The organism is Deltaproteobacteria bacterium (genome assembly GCA_022340465.1).
Lineage (GTDB): Bacteria > Desulfobacterota > Desulfobacteria > Desulfobacterales > B30-G6 > JAJDNW01.
In genome coordinates, this window is the sequence record JAJDNW010000060.1 from 22,425 (window position 1) to 43,235 (window position 20,811).

17 protein-coding genes and 1 tRNA gene are annotated in these 20,811 nt (G+C 53.7%); 5 read left to right on the forward strand and 13 right to left on the reverse strand.

Features of this window, described 5'->3' with window-relative positions:
- The first annotated feature begins 13 nt into the window (after positions 1-13).
- The 4 genes from LJE94_09350 to LJE94_09365 all read left to right on the forward strand — a co-directional run bounded on the left by LJE94_09350 (position 14) and on the right by LJE94_09365 (position 3,825).
- On the forward strand, positions 14-688 hold the full coding sequence (locus LJE94_09350; protein ID MCG6910312.1) for a Maf family protein: 675 nt from the start codon (positions 14-16) through the stop codon (positions 686-688).
- Positions 685-1,371 (forward strand): YggS family pyridoxal phosphate-dependent enzyme, encoded by a 687-nt coding sequence (locus LJE94_09355; protein MCG6910313.1) that lies wholly within the window; start codon positions 685-687, stop codon positions 1,369-1,371. The genes LJE94_09350 and LJE94_09355 overlap by 4 nt, the downstream gene beginning before the upstream one ends.
- Complete coding sequence (locus LJE94_09360; GenBank protein MCG6910314.1) at positions 1,368-1,895, forward strand: epoxyqueuosine reductase QueH; 528 nt, start codon at positions 1,368-1,370, stop codon at positions 1,893-1,895. The genes LJE94_09355 and LJE94_09360 overlap by 4 nt, the downstream gene beginning before the upstream one ends.
- A 97-nt stretch (positions 1,896-1,992) precedes the next feature.
- Entirely contained in the window at positions 1,993-3,825 is a 1,833-nt protein-coding gene (locus tag LJE94_09365) for a M48 family metalloprotease (GenBank protein MCG6910315.1), read from the forward strand.
- Positions 3,826-3,884: 59 nt separating this feature from the next.
- Here LJE94_09365 and LJE94_09370 read toward each other — a convergent pair whose 3' ends face one another.
- From LJE94_09370 to LJE94_09430, 13 genes are all read right to left on the reverse strand, one after another.
- Positions 3,885-6,182, reverse strand: coding sequence for a GspE/PulE family protein (locus LJE94_09370; GenBank protein ID MCG6910316.1), 2,298 nt, complete (start codon positions 6,180-6,182; stop codon positions 3,885-3,887).
- A gap of 45 nt (positions 6,183-6,227) precedes the next feature.
- On the reverse strand, positions 6,228-6,461 hold the full coding sequence (locus LJE94_09375; protein MCG6910317.1) for a hypothetical protein: 234 nt from the start codon (positions 6,459-6,461) through the stop codon (positions 6,228-6,230).
- Positions 6,462-6,688: 227 nt separating this feature from the next.
- Positions 6,689-7,480: an enoyl-CoA hydratase/isomerase family protein gene (locus tag LJE94_09380; GenBank protein MCG6910318.1), complete on the reverse strand. Its 792-nt coding sequence runs from the start codon at positions 7,478-7,480 to the stop codon at positions 6,689-6,691.
- 125 nt (positions 7,481-7,605) lie between these two features.
- A complete protein-coding gene (locus LJE94_09385) occupies positions 7,606-9,699 on the reverse strand; it encodes an N-acetylmuramoyl-L-alanine amidase (GenBank protein MCG6910319.1) in 2,094 nt (697 codons plus the stop codon).
- Positions 9,696-12,317: a DNA mismatch repair protein MutS gene (mutS, locus tag LJE94_09390; protein MCG6910320.1), complete on the reverse strand. Its 2,622-nt coding sequence runs from the start codon at positions 12,315-12,317 to the stop codon at positions 9,696-9,698. The genes LJE94_09385 and mutS overlap by 4 nt, the downstream gene beginning before the upstream one ends.
- Positions 12,314-12,730, reverse strand: a complete 417-nt coding sequence (locus tag LJE94_09395; GenBank protein ID MCG6910321.1) for a lipopolysaccharide assembly protein LapA domain-containing protein — start codon at positions 12,728-12,730, stop codon at positions 12,314-12,316. Before LJE94_09395 ends, mutS begins: the two co-directional genes overlap by 4 nt.
- 67 nt (positions 12,731-12,797) lie before the next feature.
- The gene (locus LJE94_09400) at positions 12,798-13,295 is read right to left on the reverse strand and encodes an HIT domain-containing protein (protein MCG6910322.1); all 498 of its coding nucleotides are present in this window, start codon (positions 13,293-13,295) and stop codon (positions 12,798-12,800) included.
- Between the two features lie 188 nt (positions 13,296-13,483).
- Positions 13,484-14,239, reverse strand: coding sequence for a UPF0280 family protein (locus tag LJE94_09405; protein MCG6910323.1), 756 nt, complete (start codon positions 14,237-14,239; stop codon positions 13,484-13,486).
- 100 nt (positions 14,240-14,339) lie between these two features.
- The gene (locus tag LJE94_09410; GenBank protein MCG6910324.1) at positions 14,340-15,500 is read right to left on the reverse strand and encodes an HD domain-containing protein; all 1,161 of its coding nucleotides are present in this window, start codon (positions 15,498-15,500) and stop codon (positions 14,340-14,342) included.
- A 211-nt stretch (positions 15,501-15,711) separates the two neighbouring features.
- On the reverse strand, positions 15,712-16,488 hold the full coding sequence (locus tag LJE94_09415) for a RimK family alpha-L-glutamate ligase (GenBank protein ID MCG6910325.1): 777 nt from the start codon (positions 16,486-16,488) through the stop codon (positions 15,712-15,714).
- Positions 16,489-16,578: 90 nt separating this feature from the next.
- Positions 16,579-17,385, reverse strand: a complete 807-nt coding sequence (locus LJE94_09420; protein MCG6910326.1) for a DUF4292 domain-containing protein — start codon at positions 17,383-17,385, stop codon at positions 16,579-16,581.
- A 68-nt stretch (positions 17,386-17,453) separates the two neighbouring features.
- Entirely contained in the window at positions 17,454-18,977 is a 1,524-nt protein-coding gene (locus LJE94_09425; GenBank protein MCG6910327.1) for a tetratricopeptide repeat protein, read from the reverse strand.
- A gap of 395 nt (positions 18,978-19,372) precedes the next feature.
- Complete coding sequence (locus tag LJE94_09430) at positions 19,373-20,365, reverse strand: RNA polymerase factor sigma-32 (protein MCG6910328.1); 993 nt, start codon at positions 20,363-20,365, stop codon at positions 19,373-19,375.
- A gap of 243 nt (positions 20,366-20,608) precedes the next feature.
- Between LJE94_09430 and LJE94_09435 the strand changes: the two genes are divergently transcribed.
- Positions 20,609-20,686: transfer RNA gene (locus LJE94_09435), tRNA-Arg, on the forward strand.
- Positions 20,687-20,811: the final 125 nt, after the last annotated feature.

Below are 20,811 nucleotides of genomic sequence, written 5' to 3' on the forward strand. Positions count from 1 at the left end.
CACCGTTATTCCCATGATGCATAATGAAAACACCCCGTACCTCATTCTGGCCTCGCGGTCGCCGCGACGAAAAAGCCTGCTCGAACAGGCGGGCCTCTCTTTTGCCGTCGTCCAGTCCGATTTCGATGAAGACAGCGTGCCCCCGTGCAGACCGGAAAGATATGTGCGGACGCTTGCACGCGCAAAAGCCGAAGCCATAGCGGCCCTGCATCCTGACGCCTGGATCATCGGCGCCGACACCATCGTGTGTGTCGATGGCGTTATTCTGGGCAAACCCCGTTCCAGAGAGGACGCCCGCGGCATGCTGCGACGGCTGAGCGGGCGAACGCACCAGGTGATAACGGGGTATGCCCTGGTCCACCGGGCCTCGGAAAACTGCATTACCGACGCCGTTAAAACCGAGGTGCGCTTCAAACCTTTGAAAACTGAGGAAATCGAGTGGTATCTCGATACCGGCGAACCTTTTGACAAGGCCGGCGCATATGCGATACAAGGGTTGGGTACCTTTCTGGTGAAAGCGATCGAGGGATCCTACACCAACGTGGTGGGGTTACCGGTTTGCGAAATTATCGACCGGTTGGAGCGCGAAGGGATTATCCGACCGGGGTCGGACGGACGGTGGACGCCGGCAATGCTATCAGAAACGCTCCACCTGGCAGAAAACGATAAAAACAGGAGACGGCAATGATAAAAGATCGCCTGGAAATGGTTCGAAAGAGAATACAGCGCGCCGCGGAGGCGTGCGGACGAAACACGAATGACGTGCACCTCGTGGCCGTCAGCAAAACCATGCCCAGGGAAAAACTGGTGCAGGCGGTCGAAGCGGGGGTAACGGTCCTGGGCGAAAACTATGTTCAGGAGGCCAGGGAAAAATTCAATGATCTCTATACCCTGCCCGTATCCTGGCATTTCATCGGGCATCTGCAGAGCAACAAGGCCAAATACGTCGTCAACATCTTCGATCTGATCCATTCGGTGGATTCGGTGAAACTCGCCCGGGAAATCGACAAACAGGCAAAAAAAATAAATAAAATTCAAGATATTCTCATTCAAGTCAATATTGCCGGAGAAGCCAGCAAGTCCGGCATACGGGCCGATGACGCCTTGAGCGTGATCCGTGATATCAGCGGACTTGAACACATTGCCGTCAAGGGTCTTATGACCATGCCGCCCTATTTCAACGCCCCGGAAAAAGTCAGGCCCTATTTCAAGGCCCTGCGCGAACTTCGCGACCGGATCGACGCGGAACATATCGAAAACGTCTCTCTCGATGATCTCTCCATGGGCATGACCGGGGACTTTGAAGCCGCTATCCGTGAAGGAGCAACCCTAGTACGCATCGGAACAGCCATTTTCGGAGAAAGAAATTGAAGGTGCTGCTGCACATCTGCTGCGCGCCTTGCGCTATTTATCCGCTGAAAACCCTGCGGAACAACGGTTTTGAGGTCATGGGCTTTTTCTACCGGCACAACATCCACCCCTATACGGAGTGTATGCGCAGGGAAACGACCCTCAAGGACTTTGCCGCCTTTGAAGACCTGCGGGTGGTTTATCAACAGGACTATGACATGGAGGGATTCATTCGCAGCGTCGTTTTTCGTGAAAAGGACCGCTGCAGCTACTGTTATCACGATCGTCTCAAAGCCGCGGCCCACATCGCCCGCAAGGGGAAATTCGACACCTTCACGAGCACGCTTCTGTACAGCAAATTCCAAAAACACGCCGCCATAAAAGAAATGGGTGAATCGGTGGGCAGGGAAGTCGGCGTCCCCTTTTTCTACCACGATTTTCGGGAGGGATGGAAGGAAGGGATAGCCGTCTCCAAAGAGCGCAACATGTACCGCCAGCCATACTGCGGGTGCATCTACAGCGAAAAGGAACGCTACTATAAATAAATTTTCATTTCTTGATGACGGACGCGTTCCCCAATGATTTACAGCAAGCCTGTTTTGTGTCGAGCAGTGCCGCATCAGACATGAAAATTTATTTATTATGTACGGAAATTTCATTTATTTCATTGTCGTTCTGCTGATTTACACGACCTACCGCCCCGGGGATGAAGCCAATTTCCCCCTCCTGCAAACCCTCATCTATTTTGCATGCCTGACCTTGGGTTTCGCCCTGATCACGGGCGCACAGTTTCGCAGACTCGAGAGTGTTTCCGTAAGGATGCCTCCCGACCGGGTCGGTCACAAATTCGACGCCTTGCTGCGACGCCAGACCATCATGGCTATCGTTGTCTTCGCCGTGGATGTCTACGGCCTGAACCTTTCCTACTACACGTCCATAGTCAAGCCGCTTAAAATGGTGCCGACGCTCGAAGCGGTTGTTTTCCTCCTGTTGTTCATGGGACACATGGCGCTGGTGTGGGCCATGGCCCACCGGCTTTACCGCAGGCTCTACCGGTCGAGTATCTCTTGCAGGGCTTACGTGATGTCAAACCTCATGTTCGCGGTTCCTATCCTGCTGCCCTGGTTTTTGCTTTCACTGGTCAGCGACCTGATCTACGCCCTGCCCTTTGACGCCCCCAAACAGATGCTTGCAACCCCCCAGGGAGAAATCGCCTATTTTCTGTTGTTCCTGCTGGCGGCCGCCCTTTTTGGTCCGGCGATCATCCAACAATTCTGGCAGTGCAGGCCCCTTCAGCCCGGCATCCACCGCACACGAATCGAAACGCTGTGCCGCAACGCACGCCTGGGATATAAAAACATTCTGATGTGGCCCATATTCGAAGGCAGGATAATCACGGCCGGCGTCATGGGGCTGGTCAAACGGTTTCGCTACATCCTCGTCACCGACGCCCTCCTGGCGCATCTTTCCCCCGAAGAGATAGATGCCGTCGTCGCCCACGAAATCGGACACGTGAAAAGGAAGCACCTCCTGCTCTACCTCCTGTTTTTTGCAGGCTATATGTTTATATCTTATACGCTGTTCGACCTCGTCATCTATGCGTCGATCTATGCGAAGCCATTCATCGTTTGGCTACAGCGGGCTGGAATGGATCAAACCGTCGTCATGCCGGCCACCTTCAGCATCTTCATCATCCTGGCCTTTCTGCTCTATTTCCGCTATGTCTTCGGTTACTTCATGCGCAATTTTGAACGGCAGGCGGATATTTACGTGTTCGACCTTCTCGGCACGGCGGTCCCTCTCGTTACGACGCTCCAAAAAATCGCCGCTGCCAGTGGACAACCGTCCGACAAGCCCAACTGGCATCATTTCAGCATAAAGGAGCGCACGGACTACCTGAAGCGCTGCATTCTGGATCGCTCGTGGATTGCCCGCCACAACCTGAAAGTCCGGCGGTCCCTCCTTGTCTATGCGGTGGGAATTTTTATCCTGGGGATCATGGGGTATCAGATCAGTTTCGGCGAGGCAGGCAAACGGTTGGACAGCCATTTTTACGAAAAAATAATCCTGCAGGAACTGGAAAAAGCGCCCGGCAATGCCGACCTTTACACCATGTTGGGCGATCTGTATTACCACAAAGGAAATCTTTCCCGGGCCGGGAGAGCCTATGAACACGCCCTGACCATCTCGCCCGGCAATGTACGCGCCCTCAACAATCTTGCCTGGCTGTATGCAACCGCCGAGGATGTCGGCATGCGTAATCCCGGCCGTTCCCTGCAGCTGGCTGAAAAAGCGGCGACACTGGAGCAGGCGCCCTACATATTGGACACGCTGGCGGAAAGCTATTTTGTCAACGGATTTGTCCGGAAAGCGATCCTTAGCGAACGCAAGGCCCTTTCCTTGGCTACCGGCGACAAGCGCTACTACGAGGGACAACTGCGCAAGTTTGAGGCTGTAGAAAAAACCTTATATTAGCTACAATCAATTAATAATAGCGGCGAAGCCGCGTTCCGTAAAAGCGCGCAGCGGTTTTACTATTTGATGCAGACCTTCCTGACTTGCAGGAGGTCGCAATGGCCCTTAAATATTTTTTCGATACCGTCCTGCTTCAAGGTGGTCATGCCTTCTAAAATGGCCTGGTCCCGCAGTTCCTCCATGGGCGCCTGATTCTGAATCAGTTTTTTCATTTCATCGGTGCCGGTCAAAAGCTCATGGATGGCCATTCGGCCGCGATACCCCGTGTTGTTGCAGATCTCACACCCTTTCGGTTTGTAAAGCGTCAGATCCTCCGCATAGGGAATGGCGACATTCTTCTCAAACGCTTCCTTACCGTATTCGCGCACGAGCTCGTTGTATTCATCTTTCGTCGGGCTGTAAGACTGCTTACACTCCTTGCAGAGCGTACGCACCAGACGTTGTGCCATAATACCCAGGATGGCGTCCGCAAAATTGAAGGGATCCATCCCCATGTCCAGCAGCCGGGTAATACTTTCCGGCGCGCTGTTGGTGTGCAGGGTCGAAAAGACAAGGTGGCCGGTCAGGGATGCCTCGATGCCGATGGAGGTCGTTTCCTTGTCGCGCATTTCACCGACCATGATCACGTCCGGGTCAGCCCTGAGAAAGGAACGCATGGCCGCCGCAAAATCGAACCCGATTTTGGGTTTGACCTGAACCTGCCGCAGTCCGCGCTGGGTGATTTCAACCGGGTCCTCGGCCGTCCATATTTTTGTCTCGGTCTTGTTGATGTAACCAAGCGCCGAGTGCAGCGTGGTGGTTTTACCGGATCCGGTGGGCCCACAGACAAAGATAATGCCGTAAGGTTTCGTTACCATATCGATGAAGTTGGCAAAGTTCCTGTCGGAAAACCCCATCTTGTTCAGCGGTATCGGCTCGCCGGCGGCCAGAATACGCATGACGATATCTTCCACCCCTCCCTGCGTGGGGACGGTGGCAACACGCAGTTCAATATCTTTGCCGCCGTATTTCTTGAAATTGATCTTACCGTCCTGCGGTTTTCTACGCTCGGCGATGTCCAGATCCGACATGATCTTGATGCGTGAAACCACGGCGTTTTTATAACTAAAGGGAATCGTGGAATAGATGGTACAGGCACCGTCGATGCGCACACGAACCTCGGTGTTCTGCTTCCCGGGATAGGGTTCAATGTGAATGTCGGACGCCCCTCGCTGGTACGCGTCCATGATAATTTTGTTTACCAGCTGCACGACGGCGCTGTCTTCCTCTCCGAGGGCCTGCTCGGCCTCCTCGATCTCCTCGGCCTCATCCTGAAGCTGGGAAAGAATCTCGTCGATCTCTCCCATCTGTTTTTCATCGGTTGTAAACAGTTTGATAAATTCCAGGATGTCGTCCTTCAGTACCACACAAAACTGGATGCCGCGCCCCGGGAAAAGCACCTTGATCTGGTCGATGCGTTGCAGATCGTTGGGGTTGTCGATGGCGATCAGAATTTTGTCGCCTTCCATGCGCAGGGGGACGAACAGATTGTTGCGCATGAACGGCACCTTGAGTCCGGTTATGAGATCGACGGGAATCGGCCAGCTGGAATTGTACTCGATGAAGGGAAGCTTGTAAAATTTCCCCAAGGATTTGCCGATCTCCTTTTTTGAAATCTTGAGCTCCTTCATCAGGATGTCGGTAACCGGCTTTTTCTGTTTTCTGGCGTCGATCGCCGCCTTGTTCAGCTCCTTCTGGGTAACCAGGTGATTTTCCAGCAGGTGGTCGAATTTAGTAGCCTTTCCCGTGGCAATCCTTTTCTGGTTGTAAAGGGCAATGCCGAATATCTTGGCCAGCTCCGCCAGCGAACGTTCGTCCATTTCATTGAACGGGGCATCCTGCTTGTTGTTGATGAGCTGAATCACGCCTAAAAGATATTTCTGAAAAATGATGGGGTGCGCCATAACCTGCTTCGTTTTGAAGCCGGTTTTCAAATCCCAGCTGCTGTCGAACTGCAGGACCTTGTCGACGGCCGACACCTCATCCTCGTCGTATACATTCCTGATGTTGATCGGCTTCTGCTTGAAGGCCGAATAACCCGCAATGCTGGCCGGAGACACGGGGATGCGTATCTCCCCCACTTCATTGCCGGATTTGAAACGGGATACCAGCTCGCGTCTAACCCCGTCGACCACGTAAACGGTCATCCGTTCGGCATTGAACAAAGAGATGATCTCATCGTGGAGATCGATAAGCATCTCGTCGAGATTGGTTGCGGAATTCAGTTTATTGCCGATTTTCTGGAGATTGGTCCGGTATTCAACCTCGGTTTTCAGGTTCTGGACATCGTTGCCGGATGTATCAGATTCGTTAAGCATGAATTATACCCGTCGCCTTTACCCTGGCGTCGCTCCAAGGTTCGATCACGGTTGTCTTTTTTGGCTTTTAAGGTGGGTGTACACTTTTTTACATCCCCCCCCAATGAGAAGGACACCGATCAGATAGAAACAGAATCGGATGTATACGGTCATGGATGAGAATTGCTCGATCTTTTCTATATCGGGCATCACTTGGGGAATCCTGTAAAACACACCGATTCCCATCAACAGCAGCAACACCCCCCATACCAGCTGTATGGTTCGCTTGTTATCAGGCATAGCGTTTACAAAAGGGTTTAAAAAAGATGCACAACTTCCAGTTTTATACTGCAAATATACAAGTTGTGTCAATGCATTATAGTGGGATCCTGGAGCCGAGGGGTCGCGTGGGGAAAAGCGTATGGCCCATAGCTGATAGCGAGCAATGAGCTGTTACCTGTCAGCTATGAGCGCATCTCTGTCTCACTTGCCCCCTGAACCCTGAAAAACCTCGACCCCTTTTCCCGTTATTCGGTCAGCGTTCCCTTGAACGCGGCCTTTCTTTTTTCCAGAAACGCCGTCGTGCCTTCCTTGGCATCCGGGCTGGTCATGCACAGGGCGAACGCGTCCACCTCTATCTGGCACCCCCTGACGATGTCGACGTTCAGGCCGCGGTTGACAGCCTGTTTGGCGGCGCGCAGAGAGACACTACCCTTGGCTGCAATGGTTTTAGCCGTTTCCATGACCTGACTTTTTAATTCTTCCGGAGGGCAGACCCGGTTGACGAGTCCCATCGCTTGCGCTTCCACCGCCGATATCATCTTTCCGGTAAAAATGATTTCCTTGGCGGCGTTCCGCCCGACAAGCCTGGGCATTCTCTGGGTTCCTCCGAAACCGGGGATGATGCCCAGCGTGATTTCCGGAAAGCCGAACTTGGCGTTCTCCGATGCGTAAATGAAGTCGCACGCCAGCGCCACCTCACTGCCGCCGCCGAGGGCAAACCCGTTAACCGCCGCGATGACCGGTATGGAAAGAGACTCCAGCTTGAAAATGGCTTGCTGGCCTTTTTCCGCGAACAGCTTTCCCGTCAGCGCATTGCATTTGGCAATTTCGTTGATATCGGCGCCGGCTACGAAAGCCCTGTCCCCGGCCCCGGTAAGAATGAGCACCTTGAGGGAATCATCGGCGGCCACCTTGTCCAAGGCATCCGACAATTCGCCAATCAGGGCACTGTTCAGGGCGTTCAAGGCCTTAGGGCGGTTGAAAGTGATGAAGGCAATGTTCTCCTCAGTTTCAAAAATGATGTTTTCATAAGCCATTGTTTTTTCTCCTCTCTGAATAGGTGCCCGGCCCCCGAGGGCCCAGGCACTGATTTCACCCTGCAGGGGCTGCATGTTCTAAAGGCCGATATCTGTCACCTGATTTGAAACGCTCAACGTACGTATCATCCACTGCTCCCAGTCCGCGCATCCTGCCAGTACCGTGCGGTCGGATTGATGTCTTCGATATATTTTCGTATGCCCTTGATAATGGCGTCGCACAGATGGTCCTGATACTGGTCCGTTGTCAGTCGCTTGCACTCTCTGGCGTTGCTGATAAACGACGTTTCCACCAGAATGGCCGGCATCTGCGCACCCAAAAGAACATAGAACGGCGCCTGCTTGACGCCTTTGTTATTAATCCGCTTGTAGGATTTTCGCATGTGGGCGTTGAGTGAAGACTGCACATTGCTTGCCAGCCGGCTGGACTCATGAATCTTAGCGTTCTGCATGAGGTCGTTGAGAATCGTTTCGAGGTCGCTGATGTTTTTCGTCGAGGTCTGGTTTTCATAGGCGGCCACGCGTATGGATTCATCATCGGTGGCGAGATTGAGGAAATAGGTCTCGATACCGTGCGCCCTGCGGTCCCTGGCGGAATTGGTGTGAATGGAAATGAAAAGATCGGCATTTTTGGTATTGGCAATGGCGGTTCTTTCTTCCAGGGTTAAATAGCGGTCGGTGTTGCGCGTCAGAAAAACTTCGCAATTGAGTTCGCGCTCAATCTTTTTCTTCAGCTTTTTGGCTATCGACAGGACGATGTATTTTTCGTGTACCCCCTTGTAATATCCCGGGGCACCGTAGTCTTTGCCGCCGTGCCCCGGATCGATGACGATCCGCTTCACTCCCAGGGACAGCTGCCTGGCCAACTCACCGGGACCGATTTTCCCCCCGCCGGATTCGCGGACCACAGCCTTGCCCTCATCACCACCGGTGGGCGTATCCTCTCCACGAACATCCACTACGATCCTAAAAGGGTTGGAAAGTTTGAATATTTTATAATATTTATAAGATTTTATGTCGATGACCACCCGTACTGCGTCCGGCCGGTACTGACCCGCCCGCACCCTGCTCAACAGGTGATCGTTGATGGGAACGGATGTTTCGAAACCCTTTTTGAGCACGCTGTTCATCAGATCCACATACAGGCGCGGCGGCTTTTTCAGGGAGGGGTCGGGTTTTAAAACGTGGTGGTTGAAGCTGGTTTCCCGATCCGCATCGATGACGATGCGGGTGTACCCCGGATTCGACCACGAACGCAGTCCTTCCACCACGGTTACCCTGCCGTCATTGGCAGGAGATGCCGCAACCGGCGTCTTCAGGTCCGCTGCGCCGTCATCGATCATGGCGGCAATGGCATCCGATCGGCCGGCATTTGGAGCCGTTTGCGACCCACCGCTTTCAGCGTGAAGGGATTTTAATCTGGATTCCGCTTTCCCGGCATAGACGCTTTGGGGATACCACCGTATCGTGTTCTGGAAATGTTCGACGGCCTTCTGACTATCTGCCCGAAGATGGGACCATCGGTGGAGCCCGCGGTACAGTTCGCCGATGTAATAGAGGCAGGCGTCTGCATAGGCGCCCTCGCTGTCGGCCCGAAAGGCGGCATCGAACGTTTCGATGCACGCCATCCACTGGTCCCTGTACCGCTGTTTCTTCGGCGAATCCATCAGCTTGTTGTAGCAGGCCTCCGCCTTCCCGTAGCGTGTTCCCTGCAGGGAGGTCGTCTTTTTGACGGTCGCGGTTTTTTTGTCGGTGCCGATGGCGGTAATCTTTGCCTCTGATTTCGGACGATACCGGCTATCGGGGTAGCGTTTGGTGATGCGCTCGAACCGGTCTAACGCCTCGTTGCGATAGGCCTTTCTTCCCGATCGCCTGTACAGTTCGTAGTACAGCTCAGCCGACTTGAACATGCCGGCCGCCGCCCACGGCCCATTGGGGTCCATCCGGTAGACCTTTTCAAAACTGTCGATGCATGCCAGCCATTTGTCCCTTCTTTTCTGATGAGCGGCATTTTTCAAAAGGTGGGCATACCGGTCCTTGGCTTTGTAATATTGCTCCTTGGGCGTCAAGGCGTTGGCCTCCCCTGGCGCAAAGCAGAGGTAAGCAAAAACAGCCAGCACCCAGACGATCGTCTGTACCCGTCGCAATCGGACAGCCAAAGACAGGGGCGAACGGGCTTTCGACAGCTGCGATATGTTTTCAGACACTTTTGCCATCATACAGAGGAACCCGCCTCTTCTTTCAAGGCGTGCAAGAGGTTCAGCGCCTCGATCGGTGTCATGGTGCTGATGTCGAGCCGCTTGATTTTTTTTATGATCTCCGCTTCAGGCGGTGCGAACAGGCTGAGCTGCTCCTGCAGTTGCTCACCGACGCCGCTCTTGCCGTCCCGGCTGCGTTTTCCGGCCGGTTGACCATCCTGATTTTCAATGCGGTTCAATATTTCCTTGGCCCTGGCAATCACTTTGGAAGGAACCCCTGCCAACCGGGCCACCTGAATGCCGTAACTGCGATTGGTCCCCCCCTCTACGAGTTTACGAAGAAAGATTATTTCGTCGTTCCATTCCTTGACGGCGATGTTGAAATTCCGCACGCGCGCCTTCACGTCCGCCAATTCGGTCAGTTCATGATAATGCGTGGCAAACAGGGTTTTGACGCCTTTGTCGTGCAGGTCATGCAGGTATTCGGCCACGGCCCAGGCAATACTCAAACCGTCATAGGTGCTGGTTCCCCGGCCGATCTCATCCATGATGACCAGGCTGTTGCCCGTGGCATTGTTGAGGATGTTGGCCGTTTCCTGCATTTCCACCAAAAAAGTGCTGTGTCCCTGGGAAAGGTTGTCCAGCGCTCCCACGCGCGTGAATATACGGTCCGTTATTCCCAGCGAAGCAAACCGCGCCGGCACGAAGGAGCCGGCCTGCGCCATCAGGACGGTAAGGGCCACCTGTCTCAAAATAGTCGATTTGCCGGCCATATTCGGTCCGGTGATGATCAGCACCTGCTGTTCATCGTCCAAAAGGACGCCGTTGGGAACAAACCGTTCCCCGGTAATCATCTTCTCCACCACGGGATGCCGACCGTCATCGATACGGATGACGCCGCGGGTATTCATTTCGGGCCGTGAATAGTCGTTTTCGCCGGCAACCGTCGCCAGGGCGGTGCAACAGTCTATGCGTGCCAGAAACCGGGCTGCGGCCTGGATGGCATCCTTTTGCCGCACGATGCGTTGCCGCACGTCCTGAAACAGCCGGTACTCCAAGGCAGCCCGCCGCTCCTCGGCCCCCAGCACCTTGGACTCGAAGTCTTTCAATTCATCCGTGATGTAACGTTCTGCATTGACCAGCGTCTGCTTGCGAACATAATGGCCGGGCACCTGCTCCAGACGTGCTTTAGGCACCTCCAGAAAATACCCGAAAACCTTGTTGTACCTGACTTTCAGGGCAGTGATGCCCGTCTTCTCCCGCTCGCGCACCTCGAGCTTCACCAGCCACCCCTTGCCGTCACGGCTGATTTGAATCAACTCATCCAACTCGGGGTTGTATCCGGGCTTGATGATCCCGCCTTCCTGTATGGTCGGCGGCGCGTCATCGCGGATGGATGCTTCGATCAGATCCGCCAGGCCACCCAGAGCGTGCATGTCGATATCGGGGGAAAAAACCTCGCTGGTCATGCCGCCCAGCAGCGCCGTTATCTCCGGAAGGGCCTGCAGGGATCTCTTCAGGGCGGTCAAATCGCGTGCGTTGGCGTGGCCCAGAGTAATTTTTCCCTGCAGCCGCTCCAAATCCTGTACGGTTTTCAGACGATCTCTGAGGGCATGCAGGGTTTGGGGATTGTCCAAGGACTCCTGGACCGCATCGTGGCGCAAGCCGATTTTTGCCGGATCGACAAGCGGATAGCGCACCCATTCTCTCAGTTGGCGTCCCCCCATGGCCGTCAGGGTCTTATCCATCACGCCCAGCAGGGTGCCGCGGGACCCGTTGTCCCTGAGATTGCGCTCTATCTCCAGGTTCTGATAGGAGCGCTCGTCGAAAAGCAGGTATTGCCCCAGCACATAGGTTTCCAGATTCTGTATGTGCGCCAGGGTTTGTTTCTGTGTTTCCCGCACATAGGCAATCAGAGCGCCGGCAGCGCACACACCGGCCTTCATCCTGTCGCACCCGAACCCCTCCAGGGAAAGCGTCTTGAACAGGTCCAGCAGCCGCTGCCGCGCACCGGAAAACGCAAAATCCCCGGCATCGAGAAAGGTAAGGTAGGTCCTCTCCAATTTCGCCTGCATGCCGGGAAAAAGCGAATGGGATTTCATGTCTCCTGACAGCAAAATTTCACTGGGTGAAATCCGTAGCGCCTCTTCCAGCGCATCGGAAAAGCGCATCGTTTCGGTAACCCTGAATTTTCCGGTGGTTATGTCCAGGCAGGCGAGTCCGGTCAGGCTGCTGCGGATCTCCATGGCCATGAGGTAGTTGGGCGATTTCGCGTCCAGCAATTCATCTTCGAGGACGGTGCCCGGTGTCACCACACGGGTGACCTCCCGCTTCACCAGTCCTTTAGCCTGGGCGGGGTCCTCCACCTGGTCGCAGATGGCCACCTTGTGACCGCCGGCAATGAGCTTGGATATGTAGGTTTTGGCGGCTTTGAAAGGCACCCCGCACATGGGGACCGGTGCGTCGTCGTTTTTGTTTCTCGACGTCAGGGTGATGTTGAGGAGGCGGGCGGCTTTTTCCGCATCCTCGAAAAACATTTCATAGAAGTCCCCCATCCGGTAGAATAGAAGCGCATCAGGGTATTCCTCCTTGACGGAGAGATACTGCTGAATCATGGGGGTGGGCTTGACGGGAGTCATGAAGCATCTGATTCTTTCTGCTTCGCGTCCGCTTCGTCGACCGGCCGCTCATCGGAAGCCTTAACGGTTTCCGGTGGTGCCTGAGTCGCCGTGTCGGCGTTTTTCAATGCCTCGTTTTCCATCTTGAGTGCATCCAGCATTTTCTCGGCGGCACGCAGGCTATCGTTCAGGCCTTTTATGGTTTTGCGGGAATTGAACCGTTCGACCAGACTGAAAAAATAGGCGATAAGCAACCCCACAAAGAAAAATCCCATAAAAACAATGGCATTGGGAATTTCAGGGGTACGGTATTGGAAGAACATGAGATCTATGCCAAGGCTTTGCGGTGACAGATAGAACTCCCTGTTCTGGAAAAGAATGAGTCCGATGAAAGCGAAAAGGATTACCCAGAAAGCAATCTTGGCATTTTTCATGTAATGTTCCTCCCCAATTCCTTTCAAAAAGTACTTTTATTCGAAGCAAGCGTTCCAACGGCAACACTTATCTGGATAACGCTATTTCAGCCTCCAACTCGCCGAAAAACGGTTTCAAGTTGTTGTACGTCTGCTGCAAATGTTCGGGTATGACCCGCACATCGGCAAAAACAGTGAGGGCATTCACGTCGCCCGACCACCGCGGAACAATGTGAAAATGCAGGTGCTCCTCGACGCCGGCGCCCGCCACCCGGCCCAGATTCAGCCCGACATTGAACCCTTCGGGTTTCATTTTCTGTTTCAGGATGGCGACCGAAAGTTCGACGGTCAGCAGCAGGTCTCTGCATTCATCGATGCTCAGCTGGTCCAGGGCGGACACATGGCGGACAGGGGCAGCCAAGAGATGTGCATTGATGTAAGGAAATTTGTTCATGACGACCAAGGTCGTCTTCCCCTTGTAAAGCGTCAGTTCATCATGCTTGTCAAGCGCATCGCAGAATACACATCCGCCGTCCTTTTCAGAAAGGATGTATTCCATCCTCCAGGGAGCCCACATGGTATGCATGTTTTTTTCTCCGCCTTGAAATTGAAACGCTCAGCTCAGCTCCGGTTTTAACCCCCGCAAGCGGTCTATTTTGTTTTGCCGCTCTGTTGTACGTGTGGAGGATATGCCTCCCATACCAGGTGCCTTCGACCCACGTGTCCGGAAAGGCCTTTGTGAAATCGGTTTTTTACCCTTTTAGCGTCTAAAACTCAACCCTTTTTTTCCTGCAGCGGCACGATTTCGATGTTACCCCACATACCGATTTTATCGGCGACGATAACAACTAATCCTTCTACTCCCTTGATATTGCTACCTATTTCGATCCCGGCCCCTATATCTCCCGCTTTTTGGATCCGGTTCCCCACCGACGTTGCGACGGCATCCGCCAGCGAACAGGAGGAGGAAACGACGCAGACGGCGTCCGCCCTGCCAAGGCTCAGGGAGTGCCCCACGGTGCCTGACGACGTGCAGACCGCAACCGGGTTGCTGCCGGCCTCGATACGCAGGCCGGTGCGCAGGCTCAGCGGGGACTGATTGGCGAAAATGCCCACGGTCACCGGTTGGCTCGCTTTGATAAACAGATCGCCGCCATTCTCCACGATGACCTCGCTCGTGTGAGACAAAAGGTCGCGCCCCACATGTTCGGCTATCGCCCCGGCAACGGCAGCCATGGGCCCCACACCTGCCGCCTGCCCCGCCCGGGCCATCTCTCTGACGATCCCTGGAGCGGGCCCCTGGACGGTCCACGGCGACAGGGTGGTACTGAAAAGCCGATGCTGCCGTATGTACGCCTCCAGGTATCCCCGATGCTGCAGTACGAGTTCACGGGTTATGTCCGCAAGGTTCGCTTCGGCCCGCACGAAGAGATCGGTTTCCTTGACCACGACGCGAAAGGCGGCGGGCATCCTTCCGCCATGCACCTGGTTCCGGTAGTTTCTTTCCTGATATGTGCCGTTTCTCTTCATGACAGCGCACGAAAATTTTCAGGGTCTTTTTCGTGTTTTTGCACTATCGTGTTTTCGTGATAAATGATCTTTATCCTTTCCAGTTTATCCGGGTTGGGGGTTAATGGTAGTCGACGAGATGCGGTCGCATGTGTGCAGGCGCCTGACGCAGGAAAAACCGGTCGGTCATGCCGGCAATGAAATCCCTTACAATCTCCTCCCGCTTGTGACCGTTAAGATAATCATCACTTTTTCCATTTAGAAATCCCTGAAATATAACGGAATTTATGTTTTGGCGTTCAAGGTCCTTTAAAAACCGTTCGAAAAGGTATTCGAAGAGGGCTTTAATTTTTTTCGATTCTTTTTTCGTTTTCGGATTCAGATAAATCTGCTCGAGATTGAACTGTTTCAGCAATTGCAGCGCATCGGATACGTCGGTGCTGAAGGATATGCGGTTGCGGCCGATGCTGTGCTGGATGACGTCAGTCACCAGATTGAAAACGATGGTGCCGTTGGTGTCGCCCAGCCGCTCGACACTGGTTCCCGGCAGATCCCCGCGCCTGATGATGTTCAGGCGAATGGCATCTTCGATATCCCTGCCGATGTAGCTGATGGTATCGGCTATCCGTACGACACAGCCCTCCAGGGTCATGGGAATGAGTTTCAAGACGGAATTTCGCTTCATTTTCAATATATCTTTATCAAGTTTTTCAAAGTTCTTATCTTTTATTGGTTCAAGTGATTGATTATGTATTTCGCCGTCATGGCAGAGGATGCCGTCCAGGGTTTGCAAGCACAGATTCCATCCCTCGCCGCCGCGTTCGACCCGGTCGAGAAACTGCACGCTCTGCACGTTGTGATGAAAGTGACCGATGCCATGCTCATGACAGATGTCGGTCAGGAAACGTTCCCCGTCGTGACCGAAGGGGGTGTGCCCGATATCGTGTCCGAGGGCGATCGCCTCGATCAGGTCTTCGTTCAACCTCAGGAATCGGCCGATGGTTCTGGCAATCTTGGAGACCAGTTGCACATGCAGCACCCGGTGGGTGATGTGATCGTTTTTTATCAGGGAAAACACCTGGGTTTTGTCGATGTAACGGGTGTAAGCCTGGGAATGCAGGATGCGATCCACATCCAGGCTGAACGACTGCCGATAGTCGTCTTCGCCGGCTGTTTTCTGCGGTTTTCGACGGATGCCCTGCCCGCTGGGCGTGGCAAAGCGGGAGAGCCGCTGTCGTTCCAACCCATCCAATTCCTTGATAATATCTTGAATTTCCATCATATGAAAGGCGCTTCCGGTAGACGCGTAGGTATGAATCCACCCCCGCTCAGGATCCCGGGAATGAGTTCATAGCTGATATCATAGCTCATGGCATGCTATCAGCTATGACCTATGAGCTGTTGGCCCCCTTGGACCCTATCCAAATGGACAGGTTGATCGCCCCTTATTACCCACCAATACGGATTACGCTTAACCCTGCGAATCTGAATTTTTATATGTCGCCATTTTCGATCATCCGGTCCATGATGTCATAAAAATCCATACCGGCAGCGCGGAATCCCTCCTTGCCGTATTTCATGTTCCCTTCGAGCACGTAATAGGTCCCCTCACACAGGCAAATGTCGAGGCCGACATCGTTCCAGCCGCATGCCGCGGCGGTTCGAAGCGCCAAATCGAGAGCCTCCTGCGGGACGGGATCGAACGCCACCCTTGCCCCTTGCGCCACATTGCTGCGGAACTCCCCCTCGGCGGCCACCCGCCAGTATGCATGGACAATGCCGCGGCCGATAACGACGACGCGTATGTCCCGGTCGACCGGCAGGTAATCCTGGATATACGCCGGCGAGTGCGTTTCCAGATACCCTTCGAGCTCTACGGCGGTACGGATCAGGAAGACATCACGCCCCATGGCCGACCCCCTGGCCTTTTTGGCCACAAAGGGATAGCTGAAGTGGTCCAGGATTTTCTCTTTTTGGCGCCGGCCGTAAAATACCCTTGTCTTCGGATGGGGAATGTCCAACAAGGCAAACAGAGCCGATTGTTTAATTTTATCTTGAGAAAACAAATAATTATAAATGCTTGGAAAAATTGCTTTGCCGGCGGCGGCCAGAAGCTCGGCGTAAAGCCGTGTCGGGTAATACACCTTTTCCGCATCGCGAATCAGCGCTTTTTCCTGCTCGGAATAATCGCTGAAGTTAGGCCGCACCCCCAACGTGGCCACCCGCCTGCATTTTTTCAGCCGTGACTCCAGGGCAATTACCTTTCTCAAAATAAAATTTCATCCTCCTACCTGATTGTTTTCAGTTAACATATTCTCTAACAACCAATAACATCTCGTTATACCAATCGAATTGAAATTTTATTTTGGTTTCTTCAGCACAAACAAACGGTCGGCCACCGGCGCGTTCGGCCAGACCTTCTTGACCGTGATCTGCATACACGCGGCTTCTCCGTTGCAGAACGACAGTTCCTCCGGAATCAGAAAACCGGAAATCCGGCGCACGGCGGTACATTCAACCCGGTATTCGAGGCGCCCGTCGGCGTCGAAGGATTCAAATGTACTTATGGCGTCGGATTCGACCTCGACACAGACCCTGTCATACCCCTTTCCCCTGTCACGCCTTTTTAAAACAAGGCATCTCTGCCCCTGCCGGTCTTCATTTCCGAAAGTCGAAACGCTGTACCTCTCTTTAGGCAGTCTGCCGGCCAACAGATCGAGGGCTGTGCTCACCTTGACGGGTATGGACGTCAATTTTTCGAGGCTGGCATTCTTCTGCGCCTTTGTGTAAAAGCGGTTTTCCGCATGTGAAATCAAATAGATCCGTTCACCGTCATATGAAAAGCTCAGGGAGGGTCGCCCGGCGGGCCCGATGAGCTCGATGCGTATTTTTTCATTCCCGGAAGCGGCCCAGAGGATCCTTGCCGTTTGCTCGCCTTTTTCGTCGCTCAAGTGCATGCGGCCGCTGCCTTTGAATGACAGCAGCGTGGCGTTTTTCCGCTGCAGTTTATCGAGAAGGGCGGCCGCCTCCGGTGCCCCCTGCACGACACCCGGCCTTTGCTTCACCGCAGCGCATCCGTTGATAAAAAGCGATAAAACAATCAGAAACAGGGCCGGCTGCAGCGCTAGCGGGATGTTGAAACGGCGAGGTATAGGGGTTGACATCATGATGTTCCGGTTCGGCTCAGTGGGAAGGGCATCCCTCTTTTCCCGGCATTGCGGCAACCGGTCGCCGATTAGCGGCCGCTGTCTTTAAGGAGCGTCTCGATCTTTTTTTCCACGTTTTCGCGCTCGCTGTTGCCTTTGTCGATGGAAAGCCTGTAATATTTCAGGGCATTGTCCGTATCGCCCATCTGCCGGTAGGCGTCTCCCACGTGCTCCAGGATGATGGGATCGTCCTGCGTAAGCTCCACCGCCCGCTGAAGATACGTCAGGGCGTCTTCGAAGCGTCCCATTTTAAAATAGACCCACCCCAGGCTGTCGGTGATGTACCCGTCTTCGGGTTTTTGTTTCAGGGCTTCTTTTATCAGCCGTTCCGCCTCCTCCAAATGGATGCCGAGGTCCGCGTAGGTGTAGCCGAGATAATTGAGCGCACTGGCGTTTTCAGGATCCAGTTCGATTACCCGTTTCATTTCCCGAATGGAATCCTCTTTGCGCTGCCATTTGTCGTACACCACCCCGAGGCGAAACCGCATGCGGACGCTGTCGGGGTCTTTGGCAAGCCCCTGGCGCAGGATCGCTTCCGCCTTGTCGTACGCTTCCTTCTCTTCGTACAGGGAGCCGAGATACAGCAGGTATTCGATGTTTTCCGGGTGCTGCCGCGTGATCGGCTCCAAGAATCCGATGGCCTGGTCTATTCGGCCCTCTTCCTGGTAGATGGCGGTGATGTGAACCACGGCGTTTTCATAAAACCGGGAGTCCTCTTTCACGTTTGCCAGGTGGCGGAGGGCCTGATCCGCCTTTCCCTGACCGTCATAGGCCACACCGGCCAGATAGCTGAGGTCACTGCTTCCCTCAGCGCCCTTCAGCATTCCCTCCAAAATCACCACGGCGTCGTCATATTTTTTAGGATCCAGGTACCCGCGAACAACTTCTCTCAGAATTTCAGGTGACCGGAGGCTTTTCTCCCCCAAAAGGCTTAGAATCCGTTCGCTTTCCTGCGAGTCACCGTCGGCATGATAAAACAACGCCATCTCCATGGCGGCTTCGACGTTGTCCGGATTTTGGGCCACTATTTCCCGATACATCCGGAGCACTTTCTGCCGGTCCCCATGTTGCTGATATATTTTCAGCAATTCCATGCGGGCTTCCTCGAGTTTCGGTTCCAGCGCCAGGGCTTTTTCGAATTGCGTCTCGGCTTCCGGCAGGTTGCCTTCCAGTACGTTGATTTTACCCAGAAAAAACCTGCCCGCATAGGATCGCGGGAAATATTCCATCAGTTTTGAATAGACCCTTCGGGCCGCAGCGTAATCGCCGGCGTCCATGTATATGCCGCCCAGCATCAGGTACACCCTTTCCTCCTGCGGGTCGATCGCGAGCGTCTTTTCATATGCATCGGCGGCTTTCTCATGCTGCGCCAGTTCTTGGTGGATATCGCCCTTGAGAATTAGAGCCGGAACATTTTCAGGGTGTTCCTTCAAGACCCCTTCCAAGAGCGACAGTGCCTTTTGGTCCTTTTTCTGCCGGAGATAAAGGCGGGAAAGTTCGACCCGCAGAAAGGGCGTCTCCGGATCGAGCGCCACGGCCTGCTCCAGGTTCACGATTGCCTTGTCAAGGGCCCCTTTTATCAAAAACAATTGAGATTGGGTGTAAAAATAATAGCTGTTCGGAGGGGGTTCATATACGGATGCCGGTGGGGGCGCGCTCTCTTCTGGAGAGATGTCCCTGCTAGGCATGCACCCGGCCAGGCAGGCAAGCAGGAGAATTGAGATTGTCAACCTTCCGATGGTAAGCACCATATTCACCCCGAATATCGCATAAACAACATGGTAATTGCGAGTCAATTAAGACCTGAGTTCAATTCGCGAAAGCGTGAAAGCACGAAAATTTTCATGGTCTTTTTCGTGCTTTTGGACTTTCGTGTTTTCGCGATAACTGCTCTTTATCTTTTGCAATCGGACCTATGCGTCACCGTGTTGTCTACCCACAGGCTTGGTCAGTCTTCCCTGTCTTCAAGCGCATAGGCTTCGAAGTCGGGAATTTCCCGTTTGAAAAACTCCCTCATCTTTTTAATGACATTCTTCTCGATCTGACGCACCCGTTCCCTGGAAATGTCGTAGCGGTCACCGATTTCCTGAAGCGTCACCGGTGTGTCGGAAAAGATCCGCTGCTCGAAAATGACCAGTTCCCGTTCGGTCATCTTCTCTTTGAACTCGGAAATCTTGTTGTGCAGCAGGGTTTCCATCTCCTTTTTGGCGACATGGTCCTCGATGGATTCCGTCTGCGTGCTTAAAAACTCGATTCTTTCCGTGTCCGAGTCGTCCTTCAGGGGGGCGTCCAGGGAAACATCCCAGCCGTCCAGGCGTTGATCCATGTCCACGATCTCGCGCTCGGACACCCCCAGCCGCTCTGACAAAAGCTTCGGCTTGGGGTCGAAGCCGTCGTCGATCAGTTTCTGCTTCTCTTTTTTCAGTTTGAAAAACAGCTTGCGCTGGCCCTGGGTGGTGCCGATTTTCACCAGGCGCCAGTTGTCCATGATGAATTTGAGGATATAGGCCTTGATCCAGAACGAAGCGTAATAGGAAAACTTAACGTTCTTATAAGGGTCGAACTTCTTAACGGCCTGCATGAGCCCGATGTTGCCTTCTTGAATCAAGTCCAGGAGGTTTTGCATCCAAACCCGTTGAAATTCAAGGGCGATCTTCACCACCAGACGCAGGTTGGCGGTAACCAACCGGTAGGCGGCTTCCGTATCGCCCTCTTCCTGAACCTTCCTGCCGAGTTCCCGCTCCTCTTCCCTGGTGAGCAGCTTGTAGTGGCTGATTTCGTTGAGGTAACGCTGCAGCGGATCGAACTTTACCAGAGACTTGTTCGCCGACGAATCTTTTGTAAGGCCCGCCTTGGCCTTTACGCTCTTATTGGAAGCCGTATTCCTGGAAACCGCAGGCTTCTTTTTCTTCGTTCTCTTTTTGCTGGTCTTTTTGGGCATCGATCATTCCATGAAATCAGCGACCTCCGGCAGAGCCGAAGGTATGAAAAAGACCCCCCCGAAGGAACCTGGGCTGCCGTCGCCGCTGATCTGTTTTGGCCTGAGAACGAGGGCTTTTCTCCCATCCTCCAAGCAGGACATTATTGGTTGCCGACGGGTAAAGGATGTTGCCGGTGTGGCGCCTTTTTTATGGACTTTGTCGAGGACATATGGTAGACGCCTGTCATTCTGAGTTAATCATATGCGCCTGTAGCTCAGCCTGGATAGAGCAACGGACTTCTAATCCGTAGGTCGCAGGTTCGAATCCTGCCAGGCGTACCACAAAACCAATCGGTTGCCTCGACGGTGACCGATCCTTTTGCCGTCCCTAACATCTTTACCTATATTGAACGATTTTCGGGTTTGCCGTCCCGGTGAAATCCTTCGGGTCTGCTTCGCAGATTTTC